This window comes from Bailinhaonella thermotolerans, from assembly GCF_003594875.1.
Taxonomy (GTDB): Bacteria; Actinomycetota; Actinomycetes; order Streptosporangiales; family Streptosporangiaceae; genus Bailinhaonella; species Bailinhaonella thermotolerans.
The window spans coordinates 646,142-661,485 of the sequence record NZ_QZEY01000001.1 but is presented as its reverse complement, the minus strand read 5'-3'; the positions used below and the strand labels follow the sequence as shown (position 1 = coordinate 661,485).

The following is a 15,344-nucleotide window of genomic DNA, read 5'->3' as shown; positions in this document are numbered from 1 at the left end:
TCAAGCGAAGGAATCGGCCGTTCACGCGGTCGCGCCGCCCGGCATGCCAGGGGTACGGCACCGCGTGGTCGCCCGGCCCGCCCTCGAGGCCGTCGATGTCGCCGCGCGCGGGAGACGCGCGGGCAGTGGCAGGTCTTCGGACTCGCGGGCGCGTCGCACATGCCTACTGGCCGTCGCTTCCCCGGCCGGAGCCGAGTGCTGATGACGGCGGTCGTTCCCACTCACCGCTGCGGGGCAGTTCCGGATTCGCACCGGATTCCCTCTTGCGACCCCCCGACCGGCTGCCGGGGAGAACCAACTGCGCCTCCCACCCTAGACCAAACCACCCACGCGGCGGGCGGCACCGGGAGCAGGTGCCACCCGGAGCGGGCGGCACCCGGAGCAGGCGCCACCAGGCGTGCGGCCGTACGGCCGAGGCGGGCCTGCGCTGGTTCAGTACGGCTCAGCGGGCGCGTCGGTGATCTCGGTGACGAGTACGGCCAAGGGCAGGCGGCCGGTGGGGATCGCGGACTTCCCGGCGGGAGGTGGGGCGGGATGGCCGAGGGCGAGAGCGGTGCGCACGCGCCAGGGCGGGGTGAGCCGGCAGAGGCGGGCGGCCCGGTCGGCGTTGGCGGTGGGGAAGAAGGACACGGGGCAGGTGCCGAGACCCTGGAGGTGCGCGGCGAGCATCATGTTCTGCGCGGCGCGGCCCGCGTCGAACCGGGCGTCCTGGCCGCCGGTGTCCTCGTCGACGGCCAGGGCGATCACGATCGGCGCCGTGGCCAGGTGCGCGGCGTAGGCGCCCAGGGCTGAGAGCCGGCGGCGGACCTCGCCGCTGCGTACGACCACGAATCTCCAGGGCTGCCGGTTACGGGCCGAGCCGGTCCAGCGCCCGGCCTCCAGCACCTGGCGCAGTTCCTCGTCGCCGACCGGCGCCGCGGTGAACCACCGGCTCGCGCGCAGGGACGTCAGCATCGACACATCGGGGCGGGGCGGCACGTCCATCACAGATCCCGGGCGAGGGCGGGCGAGGGCCGGGTCCCGGCGCCCGCCGCGGCGTGGGCGAAGGCGGCGGCGCGGTCCCGGAGCAGGGCGGCGAGCTCGGGGGAGTCGATCACCTCGAAGGGCCAGCGGACCCAGAGCAGGCCGCCGGCGAGGACCTCGAGGCGTACGTCGGCGATGCGCCAGTGCGTCGCCGCCTGGCCGGAGGTGGTCGTCGTCGGGGTGAAGTCCGTGGCGAAGCCGCCCATGTAGGCCTGGACCTGGTCGATCGGGGCGTGGATCAGGATCGTCGCGGTGTGGGTCCGGGGCGGGGCGCCGAGCCGGCTGGTGACGAACGCGACCGGGTCGCCTCCGGGGACCCGCCCCGGCTCGAAGCGGACGCCCGCCGGCGATGCCCGGGTGATCCGGTCGACGCGCAGCACCCGCCAGCCGCGGTCGAGGTCGCGGCACACGAGGAACCACCGCGTATGCCGGGGCACCAGGGCGGCGGGCTCGACACGGAGCGTGGACTCCCGCCCGGTGTCGGCGCCCTCGGTGCTCATCACGCGCAGGTGGACCCGCTCGGCGTCCCGGCACGCCAGGGCCAGGACCGCCAGCACGTCGGCGTTCAGCGGAGCCGGATACGCGCCGGCCACGGCATTGGGAGTGTCACCGAGGGCGACCGAGGACCGCAGCGCGCGCACCCGCCGGCGTACCGCCGAGGGCATGACCTGCTCCATCTTGGCCAGGGCGGTGAGCGCGACCTCGCCCCCTCCGGCGGCGCCGCTGGCCGCCGAGGAGGCCAGGGCGGCGGCCACGGCGAGCGCCTCGTCCGGGGTGAAGACCAGCGGCGGCAGGTCGCTTCCCGTGGACAGCCGGTAGCCGCCGTCGGGGCCGCGGCGCGCCTCGATGCGGTAGCCGAGGCCCCGCAGCCGCTCCACGTCCCGCCGCAGTGTGCGGCCGTCCACGCCGAGGCGGCCGGCCAGCTCGCCGCCACCCCAGGACCGGCGGGCCTGCAGCAGCTCCAGCAGGCGCAACGCCCGCTCCATCGTGGTCTGTCCGGACATGCCCGCCAACACTAGTGGAAATACGGGCGGAAACTGACCTAAACCCTCCGTAGGTTGGTTCTCACGCCGGACGGGCCGGCGTTCATTTCCTAAGGTGAGCATCTTGACCATCCTTGTCACCGGCGCGACCGGAACCGTCGGCCGTCACCTCGTCACGACCCTGCTCGCCCGCGGCACCGCCGTACGCGCGCTGACCCGCAAGCCCGAGGACGCGAACCTGCCGGCCGGGGTCGAGGTCGTGGCGGGCGACCTGGCCGACGCCTCCACGCTCGGGTCGCCGGTGTTCGACGACGTCGATCGCGCCTTCGTCTTCCCCGCCGAGGGGGTCGACGCGTTCGTCGACGCGGCGATCGCCCACGGCGTTCACCGCTTCACCGTGCTGTCCTCCCTGGCCGCCGCCAAGGAGTTCCCGCGCGACCACGGCTCGGCCAGCCAGCTCCACCACACCGCCGTCGAGGCCGCCGTCACCGGCCGCACCGACGCCTGGACGATCCTGCGGCCCGGCACCTTCGCCACCAACCTGCTCTCCTGGGCCTGGCAGATCCGCTCCGGCGCCCCGATCCGGGCCCCCTACCTGGCCTCGGCGCAGGCCCCGATCCACGAGTACGACGTGGCCGAGGCCGCGGCCCAGACCCTGCTGTCCGACAACCACCTGGGAGAGGCGATCCCGCTCACCGGCCCGCAGGCCCTGACCCGCGCCGAGCAGGTGGCCGCCATCGGTGAGGCCCTGGGCCGGGAGATCCCGCTCGTGGAGATCACGCCCGAGGAGTTCCGCGCCGAGACCGCGCGGTTCATCCCCGAGCCCGTGATGAACATGCTGCTCGCCTACTGGCACGACACCCTCACCGTCCCCGACGTCCCCCGCCCCGTCACCCCGGTGACCGGCCGCCCCGGCCGCACCCTCGCCGAATGGGCCGCCGACCACCGCCCCGACTTCGAGACCGCCTAACGACAAAGCGGCAATCCGAACCGGCCGGGCAGGAGCGGAAACCCCGACCCCGCCCGGCCACCGCCTGTCCCCACATCCTGGTACGGCCGCAGCGACGCCGGCTGGGAGCGCGAGCGTGACGAGGAGTTCCGCCACACCCGTCGCGATCAAGCCGGTCCGGGAGGAACACTCCAATGAGGGCGGGAACTGGTGTCCCGGAGGCGATGAACCTCTCCACGGCCCAGATCACGGAGCTGAACTCGCTGGCCCATGACCGCGGTTCCCCGGCGCTGAAGTCCGCGGAGCAGCCGAGAGCGCGCGACTTGGCCCTGGCCCCGGCGGGGGCGGGGGGCTGGGTCTTGTGGGGTCAGGGGAGTGCGGGGTTGGCGTCTGTTTGGCGGCGGGTGGCGAGTACGTCGGCGAAGTGGAGGGGGATCAGCGCGAAGGGGGACTCCGGGGGGTCGGATCCCGGGTTCCGCGCGGCGTGGGATCGTCTCATCCTGCGCCGGTACTCCTTGATGTCGAACACGTCCCGTTCGCCGGGCCGCACCTCCGCGAACCCGGCCCCGGCGATCGCCGCGGCGGTCTCGTCGAGCCGGCGAAGGCGGAGCTGGAACCGCTCGTTCACCGAGACCAGCGCGCGGCGTTCGGCGTCGCTCAGCGGCCTGTCGCCCAGGAACACGTCCTTGACGTACAGGCGGCCGCCGGGCCGGAGCACCCGTGACATCTCGCCGAACAGGGCGGTCTGGTCGGCGGAGTGGCAGGCGGACTCGATCAGCAGGGCCGCGTCGAAGGTCCCGTCCGGGTACGGCAGGCGGTGGAAGTCGGCCTCCCGGACCCGGACACGTCCGCTCAGGCCGTTCCGCTCGACGTGCGCTCTGGCCGCCTCGGCCTCGGCGGCCGAGGCGGTCACCCCCTCGATGGTGAGGCCGGGGATGTGCCGGGCGATGTCCACGGCCGGGCCGCCCGCGCCGCACCCGGCGTCCAGCACGCGCATGCCGGGCCGCAGCCCCGCTCGCCGGGCCAGGTAGAGGTTGGTCGCATGGATCACCTCCCCGGGGCGCCCGGCGAGCAGGCCGCCCTGCCAGGTGTGCTCCATGCCCGGCGGGGGCTGGGCGGCCATGGCGTCGTAGTGGGCGCGGATCCGCTCCAGCCGTTCGCCGGGCTCGGCCGGCCCGGTCCCGGTCAGGTCCACGAGAGGCCGTCCCGCACCGGGCGGGACCGGTCGGTGATCCAGCGGACGGCCTGGTCCACAGCGCTTCGCATGTTTCCTCCGATTGATCAAGGGAAGTCGGCGCCGGCGTTCATCGGGTGCACGTGTCGCGGACCCGCCGCGGCCCCTTCGGGTACGCCGGGCCAGGGCCCGCGCCTCCGCTCTCAGGGGATGCCCAGGTACTTGTGGGTCTGCAGGGAGAGCTGCCAGCGCGGGTGGTCCTTGCAGTAGGCGATGGCCGCGCGCGTGTTGGCGTCCAGGTCCGGCCCGTCCATGGGCTGGAGCCGGAACGAGCGGAAATCCAGGTGCTCGAACAGTTCGGGGTCGCCACCCGGCTGCGGGTAGACGAGCTTGAGCTCGTCGCCCGTCTCGACGACCAGGTCCGCGCCGATCTTGGGGCTGACGCACAGCCAGTCGATCCCGGGCGGCGGCGGCAGGCTCCCGTTGGTCTCCACGGCCACCTCGAATCCCCGCGCGTGCAGGGCGTCCACCGCCTCGGCGTCGAGCTGGAGCAGTGGTTCGCCTCCGGTGCAGACGACGAAGCGGCGCGCGAACGCCCCCTCGCCCCAGGCCGCCTCCACCGCCGCGGCGAGTTCGGCCGCCGTGGCGTAGCGTCCGCCGCCGGGCCCGTCGGTGCCGACGAAGTCGGTGTCGCAGAAGGCGCAGACGGCGCGGTGGCGGTCCTTCTCCCGGCCCGTCCACAGGTTGCAGCGGGAGAAGCGGCAGAACACGGCGGGCCGTCCGGCGTGCTGTCCCTCGCCCTGGAGCGTGTAGAAGATCTCCTTGATGAGGTACGTCATGACCCGCCGCCCCGGTAGGGCACGGGGTCGGTCACCCCGGCCTCGGCGAACCCCTTGAGCCGCAGCGCGCAGGTGTCGCAGCGCCCGCAGGCGCGTCCGCGCTCGTCGGGGTCGTAGCAGCTCGACGTGAGCGAGTAGTCCACGCCCAGCCCCAGCCCGGTACGGATGATCTCGCCCTTCGTCATCCGCACGAGCGGGGCGTGGATCCGGATCGGCCGGTCCCCCTCGACGGCCGCCCGGGTCGCCAGGTTGGCCATCGCCTCGTACGCCTTCAGGTACTCCGGCCGGCAGTCGGGGTACCCGCTGTAGTCCACCGCGTTCACCCCGGTGAAGATGTCGGTCGCGCCCGTGACCTCGGCGTACGCCAGCGCGAACGACAGGAACACGGTGTTGCGCGCGGGGACGTAGGTCACCGGGATGCCGGCCGCCATCTGCTCGGGCGTGCTGTCCTTGGGCACGTCGATGTCGTCGGTGAGCGCCGAGCCGCCGAACACCCGCAGGTCGATGTCGGCCACGACGTGCCTGGCCACCTTCTGGTGCCGGGCGACGCGCTCGGCCGCCGCCAGCTCGACCGCGTGCCGCTGGCCGTACCGGAAGCTGAGCGTGTGGGGGACGAAGCCCTCGGCCCGGGCCATGGCCAGCACGGTCGCCGAGTCCAGGCCCCCGCTGAGCAGGATGATCGCCGGTCGTTCCACGGATGTCCGCCTTTCCTGGTTGGGTTCGCTCACCACTGGACCGGCACCGCCTTCGGCATGATCGCCATGCGGTCCCGGTGCCACTCGATCTCCTCGGGCGGTACGGCGAGGCGCAGCCCGGGCAGCCGGGCGAGCTCGCCGAGGACGATCGCCGCGAGACGCCGGGCGACCTGTGCGCCGACGCAGTAGTACGGCCCGTGACCGAATCGCACGTGCGGGTTGGGGTTCCGCCGGGGGTCGAATCGATGCGGGTCGCGGAAGGCGGCCGGGTCGTGGTTGGCGGAGTCGGTGTCCACGAGCACGAGTTCGCCGGCGCGCAACGGCACCCCGGCCAGCTCGACGTCGCGTGTGACGATCCGGGCCAGCGCGTTGCCCAGCAGGGGGCAGGAGCGGAGCAGTTCCTCGACGTGACCGCGCAGATCCCCGCTGAGCAGGCTGATCCTGCGGCGCAGCAGTGCGACGGAGGCCGTCCCCAGGAAGCTGGACAGGTTCTCGTATCCGGCGACGAAGAGCACGCCCGCGATGTTGGCGAACTCGTCGCGGGTCAGCGGGGCGGGGCTCGCGTCGTTGAGCGCGGCGAGCCTGGGCAGCAGGCCGGACGACGCCGCGTCCCCGGACGAGAGGCGCTCGCGCAGGTGGTCCCGGAGCTCCAGCCAATTGCGCTCCGTGTCCGCGGGGGGCAGGTACATGGTCAGGTCGATGTCCGCCCACGGGATCAGCAGGGGCAGGTCCTCGTACGGCAGGCCGAGCAGGCGGCACATGGAGCGCCCCGCCACCCGCGCGGCCAGACGCTGGAGATCGCCGGGGGCGCCGTCGCGCAGCATGGCGCCCAGCGCGGCCCGCGCCTCCCCGGCGAGCCACGCGTCCGGCAGGTCGGGCAGGTCCGTCAGGCTGCGCCGCACCTCGTCACCGAGCCCGGCGCGGTTGAGGTAGTCCATGACCGCGAGCAGTTCAGGCGCCACGATGGGGGCGTCCTGCACCGGCCCGCCGGGGTCGGCCACCTGCGACCGCGAGAAGACCGGGTCGCGCAGGACGCGGCGGGCCTCCTCCCAGCCGATGACGAGCCACGCCGGGGAGCCCGCGTTCGTGGTGACGCGCACGACGGGTCCTTCTCGGCGCAGCTCGTCCATGCGCGGGTGGAGGCGGTGTCCCTCTGTGCAGAAGGGGTAGCGGAGCGACGTCCGGTCGTCCACGGTCATGGCGGTCTCCTCGTCGGAAAGCGGCTCACCAGGTCACGGGCAGGGTCAGGGGGGCTCGTAGCGGGGAGGACGGCTCCTCCCAGCGCAGGTCCTCGCGGGGGATCGCGAGGCGCATCGCGGGGAGGCGGGCGAAGAGGGTCTCCAGCATGATCCGGAGCTGCAGGCGGGTGAGGTGCGCGCCCAGGCAGTAGTGGGGGCCGCGCCCGAAGGCCAGGTGGGGGTTCGGGCGGCGGGCCGGGTCGAAGTCGTCCGCCGCAGTGAAGACCGAGGCGTCGCGGTTGGCCGAGGCGATGATGGGCAGTACGGCGTCGCCGCGCCGGACCGGCCGCCCCGCGATCTCCAGGTCCTCGGTGGCGACGAGCACCACGATCGCGTTCATCAGCGGCACGTGGCGCAGCAGTTCCTCGACGGTGCCGTCCATCGCGGCGGGCGTCACCAGTTCCCGGGCGGCGGGCCCGGCGTCGAGCAGCGTCAGCAGGGCGTTCGCGAAGTGCTGGACGTTCGTCTTGTACCCGGCCATGAGCAGGCTGACGGTGAGCGTGACCAGGTCGTCCCGCTCCAGCGTCCCGGCCAGCTCGCCCAGCAGGCCGCTCCCTCGCGCGCGGCCGCGGTCCACCAGGCCCTCGGCGTACTCCTGGAGCCGCTCCAGGGCGCCGAGGACGCGCTCGAGCGGCACCAGCGTGGCCGCGAGCACCGTCTCCACGTGCGGGACGAACTCCCCCCGCTCCTCCTCGGGGACGCCGAGCAGCGCGCACAGCACCCGCAGCGGGAAGGGCTCGGTGAACCCGGCGACCAGGTCGGCCGGCGGACCCTGGCGCGCGATCGCGTCCGCGTGCTGCCCGGCGATCTCGCGCACGACCGGGGCCAGGCGCTCCAGCCCGCGGGGCGCGAACGCCGGGGCCGAGGCGCGGCGCACCCGGGCGTGGTCGGCCCCGTTCAGCTCCAGCAGCGTCAGCACCCGCGCCGCCGAGGCCGTCCCGCGTCCCGGCGGCCAGGTGGCGATCACCGGACGGACCAGCCGCTCGTCGGCGAGGGCCCGCCGCACGTCGGCGTACCGGCTGACGACCCACACGGCCTCCCCCTGCGGCAGGCGGGCCCGCGTCACCGGCCGGCCGGCCCGCAGTCTCGCGTACGCCCCGGGGGCGCCCGCCGACCCCGCCTCGGCCTCCGGCACCGGCGGGACGTCCTCCTCCGGCGCGCGCGCCGCGGGCACGTCCCGGGCCGGGGTGCGCCGGTCCGGCGGGACGTGCCCCGCCCGGCTCACGTCGCCCTCCCCTTGGCGCGGGGACGGCGGATGAAGCCGGAGGCGAAGAGGTGCTCCAGGTAGTGGTCGATCAGCGCGGTGTCCACGGGCGGGCAGGTCAGGCCGCTGCCGGCGAGGGCCGCCTCGGTGTTGCGCCGCCCCAGCCCGGGGAAGACGTCCGAGACGTACATCTCCTTGACCGAGATGTCCGCCCCCTTGCCCCGGTCCACGCACAGCGACACGAACGGCGCCGTCGGGCTGGTCGGGTCCGCGGTCACGTGCTTGATCAGCTCGCCGACCCATCGGGCGTAGGGCAGTGTCTCGATCTCGAAGCCGGCGGCGCGCATCCGTTCGACGACGTCGGCGAGCGTCGCGGGGCGGGGGTTGGTCAGGTGGTACGTCTCGGAGGCCGTGGTGCGGCCGGTGGCGATGCGGACGATGGCGTCGGCGACGTGGTCGACCGGGACGAAGTCCATGGGCAGCGCGATGTCCGGCGCGAAGCCCGTCTCGGCGATCATCTTGAACAGCGAGCAGATCGCGGTCTCGGTGTTGCACACGCCGCTGGACCGGTCGCCCGTCACCTCGTAGGGGCGGTAGACCGCCACCGGCAGCCCCTGGCGCGCGGCCTCCCGCAGCACGCGTTCGGCCACCCACTTGCTCTCGGCGTATCCCATCGTGAGGCGGTCGGCGTGGGCGAGCGGGACGTCCTCGTCCACGTGGCGCGTCCCGGCGGTGCCGAATCCGGCGAGCACGGCGACGGTCGAGAGGAAGTGCAGCGGGACCCGGCGGGGAGCGGCGAGCCGGATCAGCGCGCGGGTGCCCTCGACGTTGGGGCCGCGCAGCGCGGTGTAGGGGTAGATGAAGTTGACGCGGGCTCCGCTGTGCACGATCAGGTCGAGCCGGCGTTCCAGCTCGTGCCGGTGCGCGGGGTCCAGGCCCAGCTCCGGCTCGGCGAGGTCCCCCGGAAAGCAGACGAGCCGGTCCTCCCGGTCGCCGGGGCTCAGGCCGTACCGGTCGAGCGTGGCGAGCACCCGGCGGCGCGCGTGGGCGGTGTCGCGGGCGCGCACCGGGCAGTGCACCCGGGCCCCGGTACGGCGCAGCAGCCGGTCCAGCAGGAACGCCCCGACGAAACCGGTCGCCCCTGTGAGCAGGACGTCCCGGGGGTCGCGGGGGCGCGGCGACGGGCCGGAGGCGGACGGAAGGGTGAACCCCAGCCGCGCCTCGGCCTCGAAGTCCACGGCTGTCCCCGGCCCCGAGGCCCCGGCGAGGGCGTCGGCGACCGCGCCGGCGAAGCCTTCCACCGTCGGGGCGTCGAGCAGCGCGCGGATCAGCCGGCTGCCGTGCGCGGCGTCCAGGCCGAGCACGGCCCGCGTCCGGTTGACCACCTCGGCGGCGAGCAGGGAGTCGCCGCCGATGAGGAAGAAGTCGTCCCGAGGTTCCGGGCGGACCCCCAGCGCCGCCTCCCACGCCGACGCGACGAGCTCGCGCAGCCCCGAATCGTGGCCGGACGCGAGGGCCGGCGCCCTGGACGCGTGTTCGCGCGCTTCGGCCGCCAGCCGGGCCCGGTCCACCTTGCCCCCGGGGGTCATGGGGAAGGCCGCCACCTGGTGGATCACCCGGGGCACGGCGGGCGCCGGCAACCACAGGGCGCAGAAGCGGCGCAGCGCGGCCGTGTCCACGGGCCGCCCCGGGACGGCCGGGGTGAGGTAGGCGACCAGGCCCTGCCCGTCCGCGTCCACCTCGACCACGGCCTCGCCCACGCTCGGGTGGTCGCGCAGCCGGGCCTCGGCCTCGTCGGGCTCGATCCGCTGGCCGCGCAGCTTGAGCTGGCGGTCGAGCCGGCCCAGGTACTCCAGGGCGCCTTCGCCGTTCATCCGCGCCCGGTCTCCCGTCCGGTACAGCCGCTCGCCGTCGTCGAAGGTCACGAACCGCTCGGCGGTCAGCTTCGGGTCCCCCAGGTACCCCAGGGCGAGGCCGTCGCCGCCGACGTACAGCTCGCCCTCTTCCCCGGGGGGCGCCGGGGAGCCGTCGGGCAGCAGCACCCGGCAGGTGGAGTTGGCCAGCGGGCGGCCGATCGGCACCGTGCGGGCGTCCTCGGGCAGGCCGCGCACGAAGTGCACGGTGGAGACGACGGTGTTCTCGGTCGGGCCGTAGAGGTTGGCGACCTCGGTCGCGGGGCAGGCCCGCAGCACCTCCCGCGCCAGCGCCGGGTCCATCGCCTCGCCCCCGGCCGACACGAACCGCAGGTCGGCGAGGGCGTGCGGGCGGGTCCTGGCCACATGGTGGAACACGCTCGTCGTCAGATAGGCGATCGTCACGCCGTCGTCGCGCAGGCGCCGTTCCAGCGCGTACGGCGAGAGCAACTCCTCCCGGTCGGCGATCACCAGGCAGGCGCCGCCCAGCAGCCCCGACCAGATCTCGATCGTCGAGGCGTCCGAGGACAGCCCGTATCCGTGCAGCACCCGGTCCGCGGGCCCGGGCCTGGGCAGGTCGGGGTCGGACAACGCCAGCCGCATCACCCCCCGGTGCGGCACGGCCACGGGCTTGGGCCGTCCGGTCGTCCCCGAGGTGAACATCACGTACGCGCAGCCGGCCGCGCCGGTCCCCGCCTCCTCCTGCCGCCCGGTCCCGGGGGCGCGGCCATCGGGTTCCGGCACCGGGCCGTCATCGTCGTGGGCCAGGTCGATGCGGATGCCGAGCCTGCGGACGCGGCAGCGGGCACCGGGCAGGACCACGGCGGCGCGGATCCCGGCGTCCTCGGCCATCGCGTTCAGGCGGGCCGGGGGAGTGTGGTCGTCCAGGGGCACGTATGCGGCGCCGGCGCGGAGCACGCCGAGGAAGGCGATGATCGCCTCGGGGGACCGCCGGCCGCATACCCCGACGAGGTCCCCCACGCGCACCCCCGCCCGGCGCAGCCTCGCGGCCAGGGCGCGCGAGCGCTCGTCCAGTTCCCCATAGGACAGCTCGCGCTCGTGCCACCGCACCGCCGGCGCGTGCGGCCCGCGCGCGGCGACCGCGCCGAACACCTCGTGGAGCGTGGCGTCGCGCGGGTAGTCGGTGACGATCCCGGCGGGGCCGCCCGCCCGGGCGGGGATCACCGTCATGTCACCACGTCCTTCCACTCCGGCGGACCGCGGCCGCGGTTTCGGGATGGATCGAGCTCGTCGCCGTCGGGGCGGGGCTGCCGGGGCCGACCGGCAGGCCGTCCCCGGGGCCGTCCTCGACCCCGGGAACGCCCGCGTGTACGCCGGCGAGAAAGGTCTCGCGATCGTGGCGGTGCGTGGCTGGGCGCATGCGGTTCCTCCGATTCGGTGTCGGGTGCGCGGTGCCGGGTGCGGCGCGGGCCGCGCGGCTCCTACGAGCTCAGCTCGACGAACTCGGCGCGGGCCTCGGCGTCGGTCTCGAACACGCCCTTGACGTGGATGGTGACCATGCGGGCTCCCGCCGCCCTGGCCCCGCGCAGGGTCAGGCAGGCGTGCTCGGCCCGGAGCCGGCAGGCCGCGCCGCTGGTCTCCAGCCGGTCGGCGATCGCGCTCACGATCTGCTCTCCCAGCCGCTCCTGGAGTTGCGGCCGGGCGGCGTACCCCTGGACCAGGCGGGCGAGCTTGGACAGGCCGACGACGGGCGCGCCGGGGGCCGGGACGTAGGCGACGTCGGCGGTGCCGGTGAACGGCAGGAGATGGTGCTCGCAGACCGAGATGAACGGGATGTCCGTCACCGCGATCATCCCCTGCTTCTCCGCCTCGGGCGGGAACGTGACAAGCAGGTGCCGCCCCGGGTCCTCGTGCATGCCGGAGGTCAGCTCGTCGAGCGCCTGGACGAGCCGCCGCGCCGTGCCCGCCATGCCGGGCGAGTCCACCGGAAACCCCAGGGCGTCCATCAGCCCGCGGGCGTGCAGCCAGGCCCCCTCGAAGTCGCGCCGGCCGGTTCGCAGCTCGCGGTCCACGGCACTGAGCTCATCGAGTGTCACGTTCGGTCCTCCCTGTTCGACTGCCTTCCTGACTGCTCGGCCCGGCGGTCAATCCGCCTCCGCGAGCTCGCGTTCCAGGCCCGCCGCGCCGATCTCCGCGTGAGCCGGTGCGGCGGGGCCGTGCTCCGCCGCGTTCACGTGCGGCTCCCCGGACGCGCACATGAGGGACGGCCGCGCCCGGGCGCACCGCTCATCACGCGGGACGTCCTGGCCGGCCCGCCCGGGCATCACGGCGGCGGTCTCGACCGTGGGGTGGCGCGGTGGGCCGGTGGGCGGTCTCGAACTCGTGCCGGGCACGGATCTGATGCGTCATCACACCTCGCAGAGGATTCACGGGTAATCGGAAGCGTGCGGGCGCACACGAAAATCGACATCGGGAACATGGGCGGTCGGCCGGCGGGAATTCTGCGCGCTCCCGACGCGAAACCGGGGAGCGAAAAACTGGGGGACTTCTATGCCGGGCGGCGGCGCGCCCGTAATCCAGGTCTGGATGCCCGGCATCTCGGGGACCTTGCGTCCACCCGGTTCTGCCTGCTCCGTTACCTGCCGTTGAAGAGAACGTAACCCGGCGCACCCCGTTTGACCAGGGCGTTCGCATCGACTTTGCGACTTCTTTGGGTTCGGCCCCGCCGGTTCCCGGCCCGCCGTCCCGGCCCGCCAGCACCGTCGAACTCAGGCGTTCCACCAAAAGCGGACCTTTGCCGCCATTTCCTCTTCGCCAAGAGCGCCGCGATTCACCGGCGCTCATTTCCGCGCTTCAGTACGCTTTCGTGAAAAGACGCCGAGGGGGTGGTCTCAGGCCTGGTCGAGAACCTCCGCCGCCTCGGCGGGTGCGGGTTCCGCGGCCGGGGGTTGTCCGCGAAGGGCCACCAAGGCGAGTACGGCCAGGGCCAGGGTGACGACCGCGCTCGACCTCCACCGCGAACGCGCCCGCATCCAGGCGGCCATCCACGAACTGGAGACCGCCCGCACCACCCTGGACGCGGTCATCGCCACCGCGCCCCCCGAGGCCGAGCGGGCCGCCCGCGCCCTGCTCACCCCGGCATCCTGACGAATCCGGTACGGCAAGCGCAGGCCGCCGGTCCCGGCCATCACGCCCGCGAGGGCAACCCGACATGGATCTCCGGGAACCGTGAGAACGGCCGCCCCGATCGAGCGGTTCATGGAGTTCACCGAGCGGCGGCCAACGCTCGCGGGCACCTCCCGAACGAGCGGCCCGCGCTGACGCGGCGGGCTGCTCTGGCCTCGGGGCGGGCCGTCGGCCGGCCGGAGCGAGAGCTCAGCCCGGGGGCACGGACTCCCGTTTCACCTCGCCAGGGCGCAGGCCGCCAGGAGAGCGTGCCGGAGGCGCTGTGAAGAGCGCGTGGCCCCTACCGCACGCGGCGTCGGCCGTACACGTTCGCCGCGCCGATGACGCCCATCGCCGCGAGCACGATCTGGACGAGCAACTCGAGCCAGTCGATGCCGCTGGTGTTGGCCACCCCGAGCACACCGGCGATCGCGGTGCCGATGAGAGCGGCGATCACGCCGATCACGATCGTCAGCCAGACCGGGATCCGCTGGCGTCCCGGCACCAGCAGACGCCCGAGCCCCCCGATCACCAGGCCGATGACGATCGCCGAGAAGATTCCCGTCACTTCCACGCCTTATCCCCCTGACCATGCCATGAGGCGTCGACACCTGGAGAACGAGCCATCCCGGTCCCGGGTTCCGCCCCCGGTCCCCGGCGGCGGGCGGGCGGCCGTCCGCACACCGTATCGAGCCGCCCGGAGCGCGAGAAATACCGGAAAAGCATGAGCCGGGCTTCCGGGTGCGCGACGCACCCGCGATCCGGGAGAGCCGGTCGCGCCGAGGACATCACGTCACTGAAGGACGCGATGGGAACAGCGGAACAGGAAGCCGACTCCTGGGATGGCTTCTGGAACGCCGACAGAGCACCCCTGCACGAGCCGCCCTTCTAGTCGGCGGGGTGGGCCGGCCGCCAGGTGGGTGCGGACGGGGCGGCGGCCTGGGTGAGGGTCCGGATGTCGTGGGGGTGGGGGATCGCCAGGGGGTGGCGGATGTGTTCGCCGTGGGCTGTCAGTTCGGCGAGGATCGGCGGCACCGGTAGGCGGGGGTCGGCGCGGGTTGTGATCACGCGGCAGAAGCGGGCCAGGGTGTCGGCGGGGGTGGTGCCGAGGTGCCGGGACAGCCGCATCCGCGCCTGGCGATCGGAGCCGCAGTGGCGGGAGGTCGTGCCGGGTGGCCGTGGCGCGGGGTCGAGGGTTTCCGCGGTGAGGTGGGCGAGTACCTCGCGGACCGTGAGTCCTTCGCACAGGGACGGGGTCGCCCACTGGTCCTCGGTCAGGGCCGTGAGGTCGGCCGCCAGCGCCGCCCGTTCGGCGTACACCAGGGGCCAGAGGGCGGTGTCACCGCGGGAGGGCCTCGGCGGGGTCGTCATTCGGCGCCGGCGGGATGCGGAGGCACGCGGGGGGTCTCCCGGTGGAAGGGCCGCGCTCGCGAGGCGTCCACGCCGGAGCACCCGGGCGTGTGGCCGGATCCGGCCGGGGCCATGGTTCCTCCTGTCGGGGATGGGACTGCTCGATCACAGGTAGAAGACGCCTGAGGCCGTACGCCGCCTCGCCGTACCCGCCCCGGGGAGGCCCCGCCCGGCCCCCGGGGCGAGCGGGGCCTCCCGGAGCCGAGCGGTCCCGGAGCCGAGCGGTCCCGGTGCCGAGCGGTCCGGAGCCGAGCGGGGCCTGCCGCCGAGGGGGCGGGCGGTGAGGCGGGCGCCATACTGGTGCCGGCGGTCAGGCGGTGACGACGGTCGGCTTGTGGTGGACGGGGAAGTTGACCGAGCGGGCGATGAAGCAGGCCGCGTGCGCGTCGGCGTGCAGGCGCTGGGCGGTCTCGACCATGTCGGGGGAGGCGACGGTGACGTGCGGGTGGAGGGTCACCTCGGTGAACTGGCCGCCGTCCGCCGTCTCGGCCATGACGCCGTGCGCCCGGTCCTCGTACGCGGTGACCACGACGCCCTCGGCGGCGCACTTGTGCAGGTACCAGAGCATGTGGCACTGCGAGAGCGCGCCGACGAGGAGCTGCTCGGGGTTCCAGCGGGAGGGGTCGCCGCGGAAGGCGGGGTCGGAGCTGCCGGCGATGGTGACGGGGCCGTCGGCGGCCAGATCGTGGTCGCGGCCGTAGTCGCGGTAACCGCTGGTGCCGGTGCCTCGGTTGCCGGTCCAGGTCACGGTGGTCTCGTAGGTGTGCTGGCGGGGCATGGGGGCCTCTTT

14 protein-coding genes and 1 riboswitch are annotated in these 15,344 nt (G+C 74.3%); of the genes, 2 read left to right on the top strand and 12 right to left on the bottom strand.

Annotation, left to right across the window (positions count from 1 at the left end):
- Nucleotides 1-126: 126 nt before the first annotated feature.
- Nucleotides 127-297: riboswitch (cobalamin riboswitch) on the bottom strand.
- 135 nt (nt 298-432) lie between these two features.
- Entirely contained in the window at nt 433-984 is a 552-nt protein-coding gene (locus D5H75_RS03260) for a nitroreductase family protein (RefSeq protein WP_119924785.1), read from the bottom strand.
- Nucleotides 984-2,027 carry a helix-turn-helix transcriptional regulator gene (locus D5H75_RS03255; protein WP_202637773.1) on the bottom strand — a complete coding sequence of 348 codons (1,044 nt, stop codon included), beginning with the start codon at nt 2,025-2,027 and terminating at the stop codon, nt 984-986. Before D5H75_RS03255 ends, D5H75_RS03260 begins: the two co-directional genes overlap by 1 nt.
- Nucleotides 2,028-2,130: 103 nt before the next feature.
- On the opposite strand from D5H75_RS03255, the gene D5H75_RS03250 reads away from it, so the two are divergent.
- On the top strand, nt 2,131-2,976 hold the full coding sequence (locus D5H75_RS03250; protein WP_119924783.1) for an NAD(P)H-binding protein: 846 nt from the start codon (nt 2,131-2,133) through the stop codon (nt 2,974-2,976).
- Nucleotides 2,977-3,322: 346 nt separating this feature from the next.
- Here the strand turns inward: D5H75_RS03250 and D5H75_RS03245 are convergent, their stop codons facing one another.
- From D5H75_RS03245 to folE, 7 genes are all read right to left on the bottom strand, one after another.
- The gene (locus D5H75_RS03245; RefSeq protein WP_119924782.1) at nt 3,323-4,150 is read right to left on the bottom strand and encodes an SAM-dependent methyltransferase; all 828 of its coding nucleotides are present in this window, start codon (nt 4,148-4,150) and stop codon (nt 3,323-3,325) included.
- A gap of 182 nt (nt 4,151-4,332) precedes the next feature.
- Entirely contained in the window at nt 4,333-4,968 is a 636-nt protein-coding gene (gene queE, locus D5H75_RS03240; protein WP_119924781.1) for a 7-carboxy-7-deazaguanine synthase, read from the bottom strand.
- Complete coding sequence (queC, locus tag D5H75_RS03235; protein WP_119924780.1) at nt 4,965-5,663, bottom strand: 7-cyano-7-deazaguanine synthase QueC; 699 nt, start codon at nt 5,661-5,663, stop codon at nt 4,965-4,967. Before queC ends, queE begins: the two co-directional genes overlap by 4 nt.
- Nucleotides 5,664-5,692: 29 nt before the next feature.
- Complete coding sequence (locus D5H75_RS03230) at nt 5,693-6,862, bottom strand: cytochrome P450 (RefSeq protein ID WP_119924779.1); 1,170 nt, start codon at nt 6,860-6,862, stop codon at nt 5,693-5,695.
- Between the two features lie 25 nt (nt 6,863-6,887).
- Nucleotides 6,888-8,126 (bottom strand): cytochrome P450, encoded by a 1,239-nt coding sequence (locus tag D5H75_RS03225; RefSeq protein WP_242453950.1) that lies wholly within the window; start codon nt 8,124-8,126, stop codon nt 6,888-6,890.
- Nucleotides 8,123-11,209, bottom strand: coding sequence for an amino acid adenylation domain-containing protein (locus D5H75_RS03220; RefSeq protein WP_119924778.1), 3,087 nt, complete (start codon nt 11,207-11,209; stop codon nt 8,123-8,125). The genes D5H75_RS03225 and D5H75_RS03220 overlap by 4 nt, the downstream gene beginning before the upstream one ends.
- Before the next feature lie 251 nt (nt 11,210-11,460).
- Nucleotides 11,461-12,075: a GTP cyclohydrolase I gene (folE, locus tag D5H75_RS03210; RefSeq protein ID WP_147425049.1), complete on the bottom strand. Its 615-nt coding sequence runs from the start codon at nt 12,073-12,075 to the stop codon at nt 11,461-11,463.
- Nucleotides 12,076-12,970: 895 nt separating this feature from the next.
- On the opposite strand from folE, the gene D5H75_RS03200 reads away from it, so the two are divergent.
- Nucleotides 12,971-13,126 (top strand): hypothetical protein, encoded by a 156-nt coding sequence (locus D5H75_RS03200; RefSeq protein ID WP_202637772.1) that lies wholly within the window; start codon nt 12,971-12,973, stop codon nt 13,124-13,126.
- Nucleotides 13,127-13,445: 319 nt separating this feature from the next.
- On the opposite strand, the gene D5H75_RS03195 is transcribed toward D5H75_RS03200, so the two are convergent.
- The 3 genes from D5H75_RS03195 to D5H75_RS03185 all read right to left on the bottom strand — a co-directional run bounded on the left by D5H75_RS03195 (nt 13,446) and on the right by D5H75_RS03185 (nt 15,332).
- The gene (locus tag D5H75_RS03195; RefSeq protein ID WP_119924774.1) at nt 13,446-13,718 is read right to left on the bottom strand and encodes a GlsB/YeaQ/YmgE family stress response membrane protein; all 273 of its coding nucleotides are present in this window, start codon (nt 13,716-13,718) and stop codon (nt 13,446-13,448) included.
- A 314-nt stretch (nt 13,719-14,032) separates the two neighbouring features.
- Nucleotides 14,033-14,464 carry a maleylpyruvate isomerase N-terminal domain-containing protein gene (locus D5H75_RS03190; protein ID WP_202637771.1) on the bottom strand — a complete coding sequence of 144 codons (432 nt, stop codon included), beginning with the start codon at nt 14,462-14,464 and terminating at the stop codon, nt 14,033-14,035.
- A 400-nt stretch (nt 14,465-14,864) separates the two neighbouring features.
- Nucleotides 14,865-15,332 (bottom strand): OsmC family protein, encoded by a 468-nt coding sequence (locus D5H75_RS03185; protein ID WP_119924772.1) that lies wholly within the window; start codon nt 15,330-15,332, stop codon nt 14,865-14,867.
- Between the last annotated feature and the right edge of the window lie 12 nt (nt 15,333-15,344).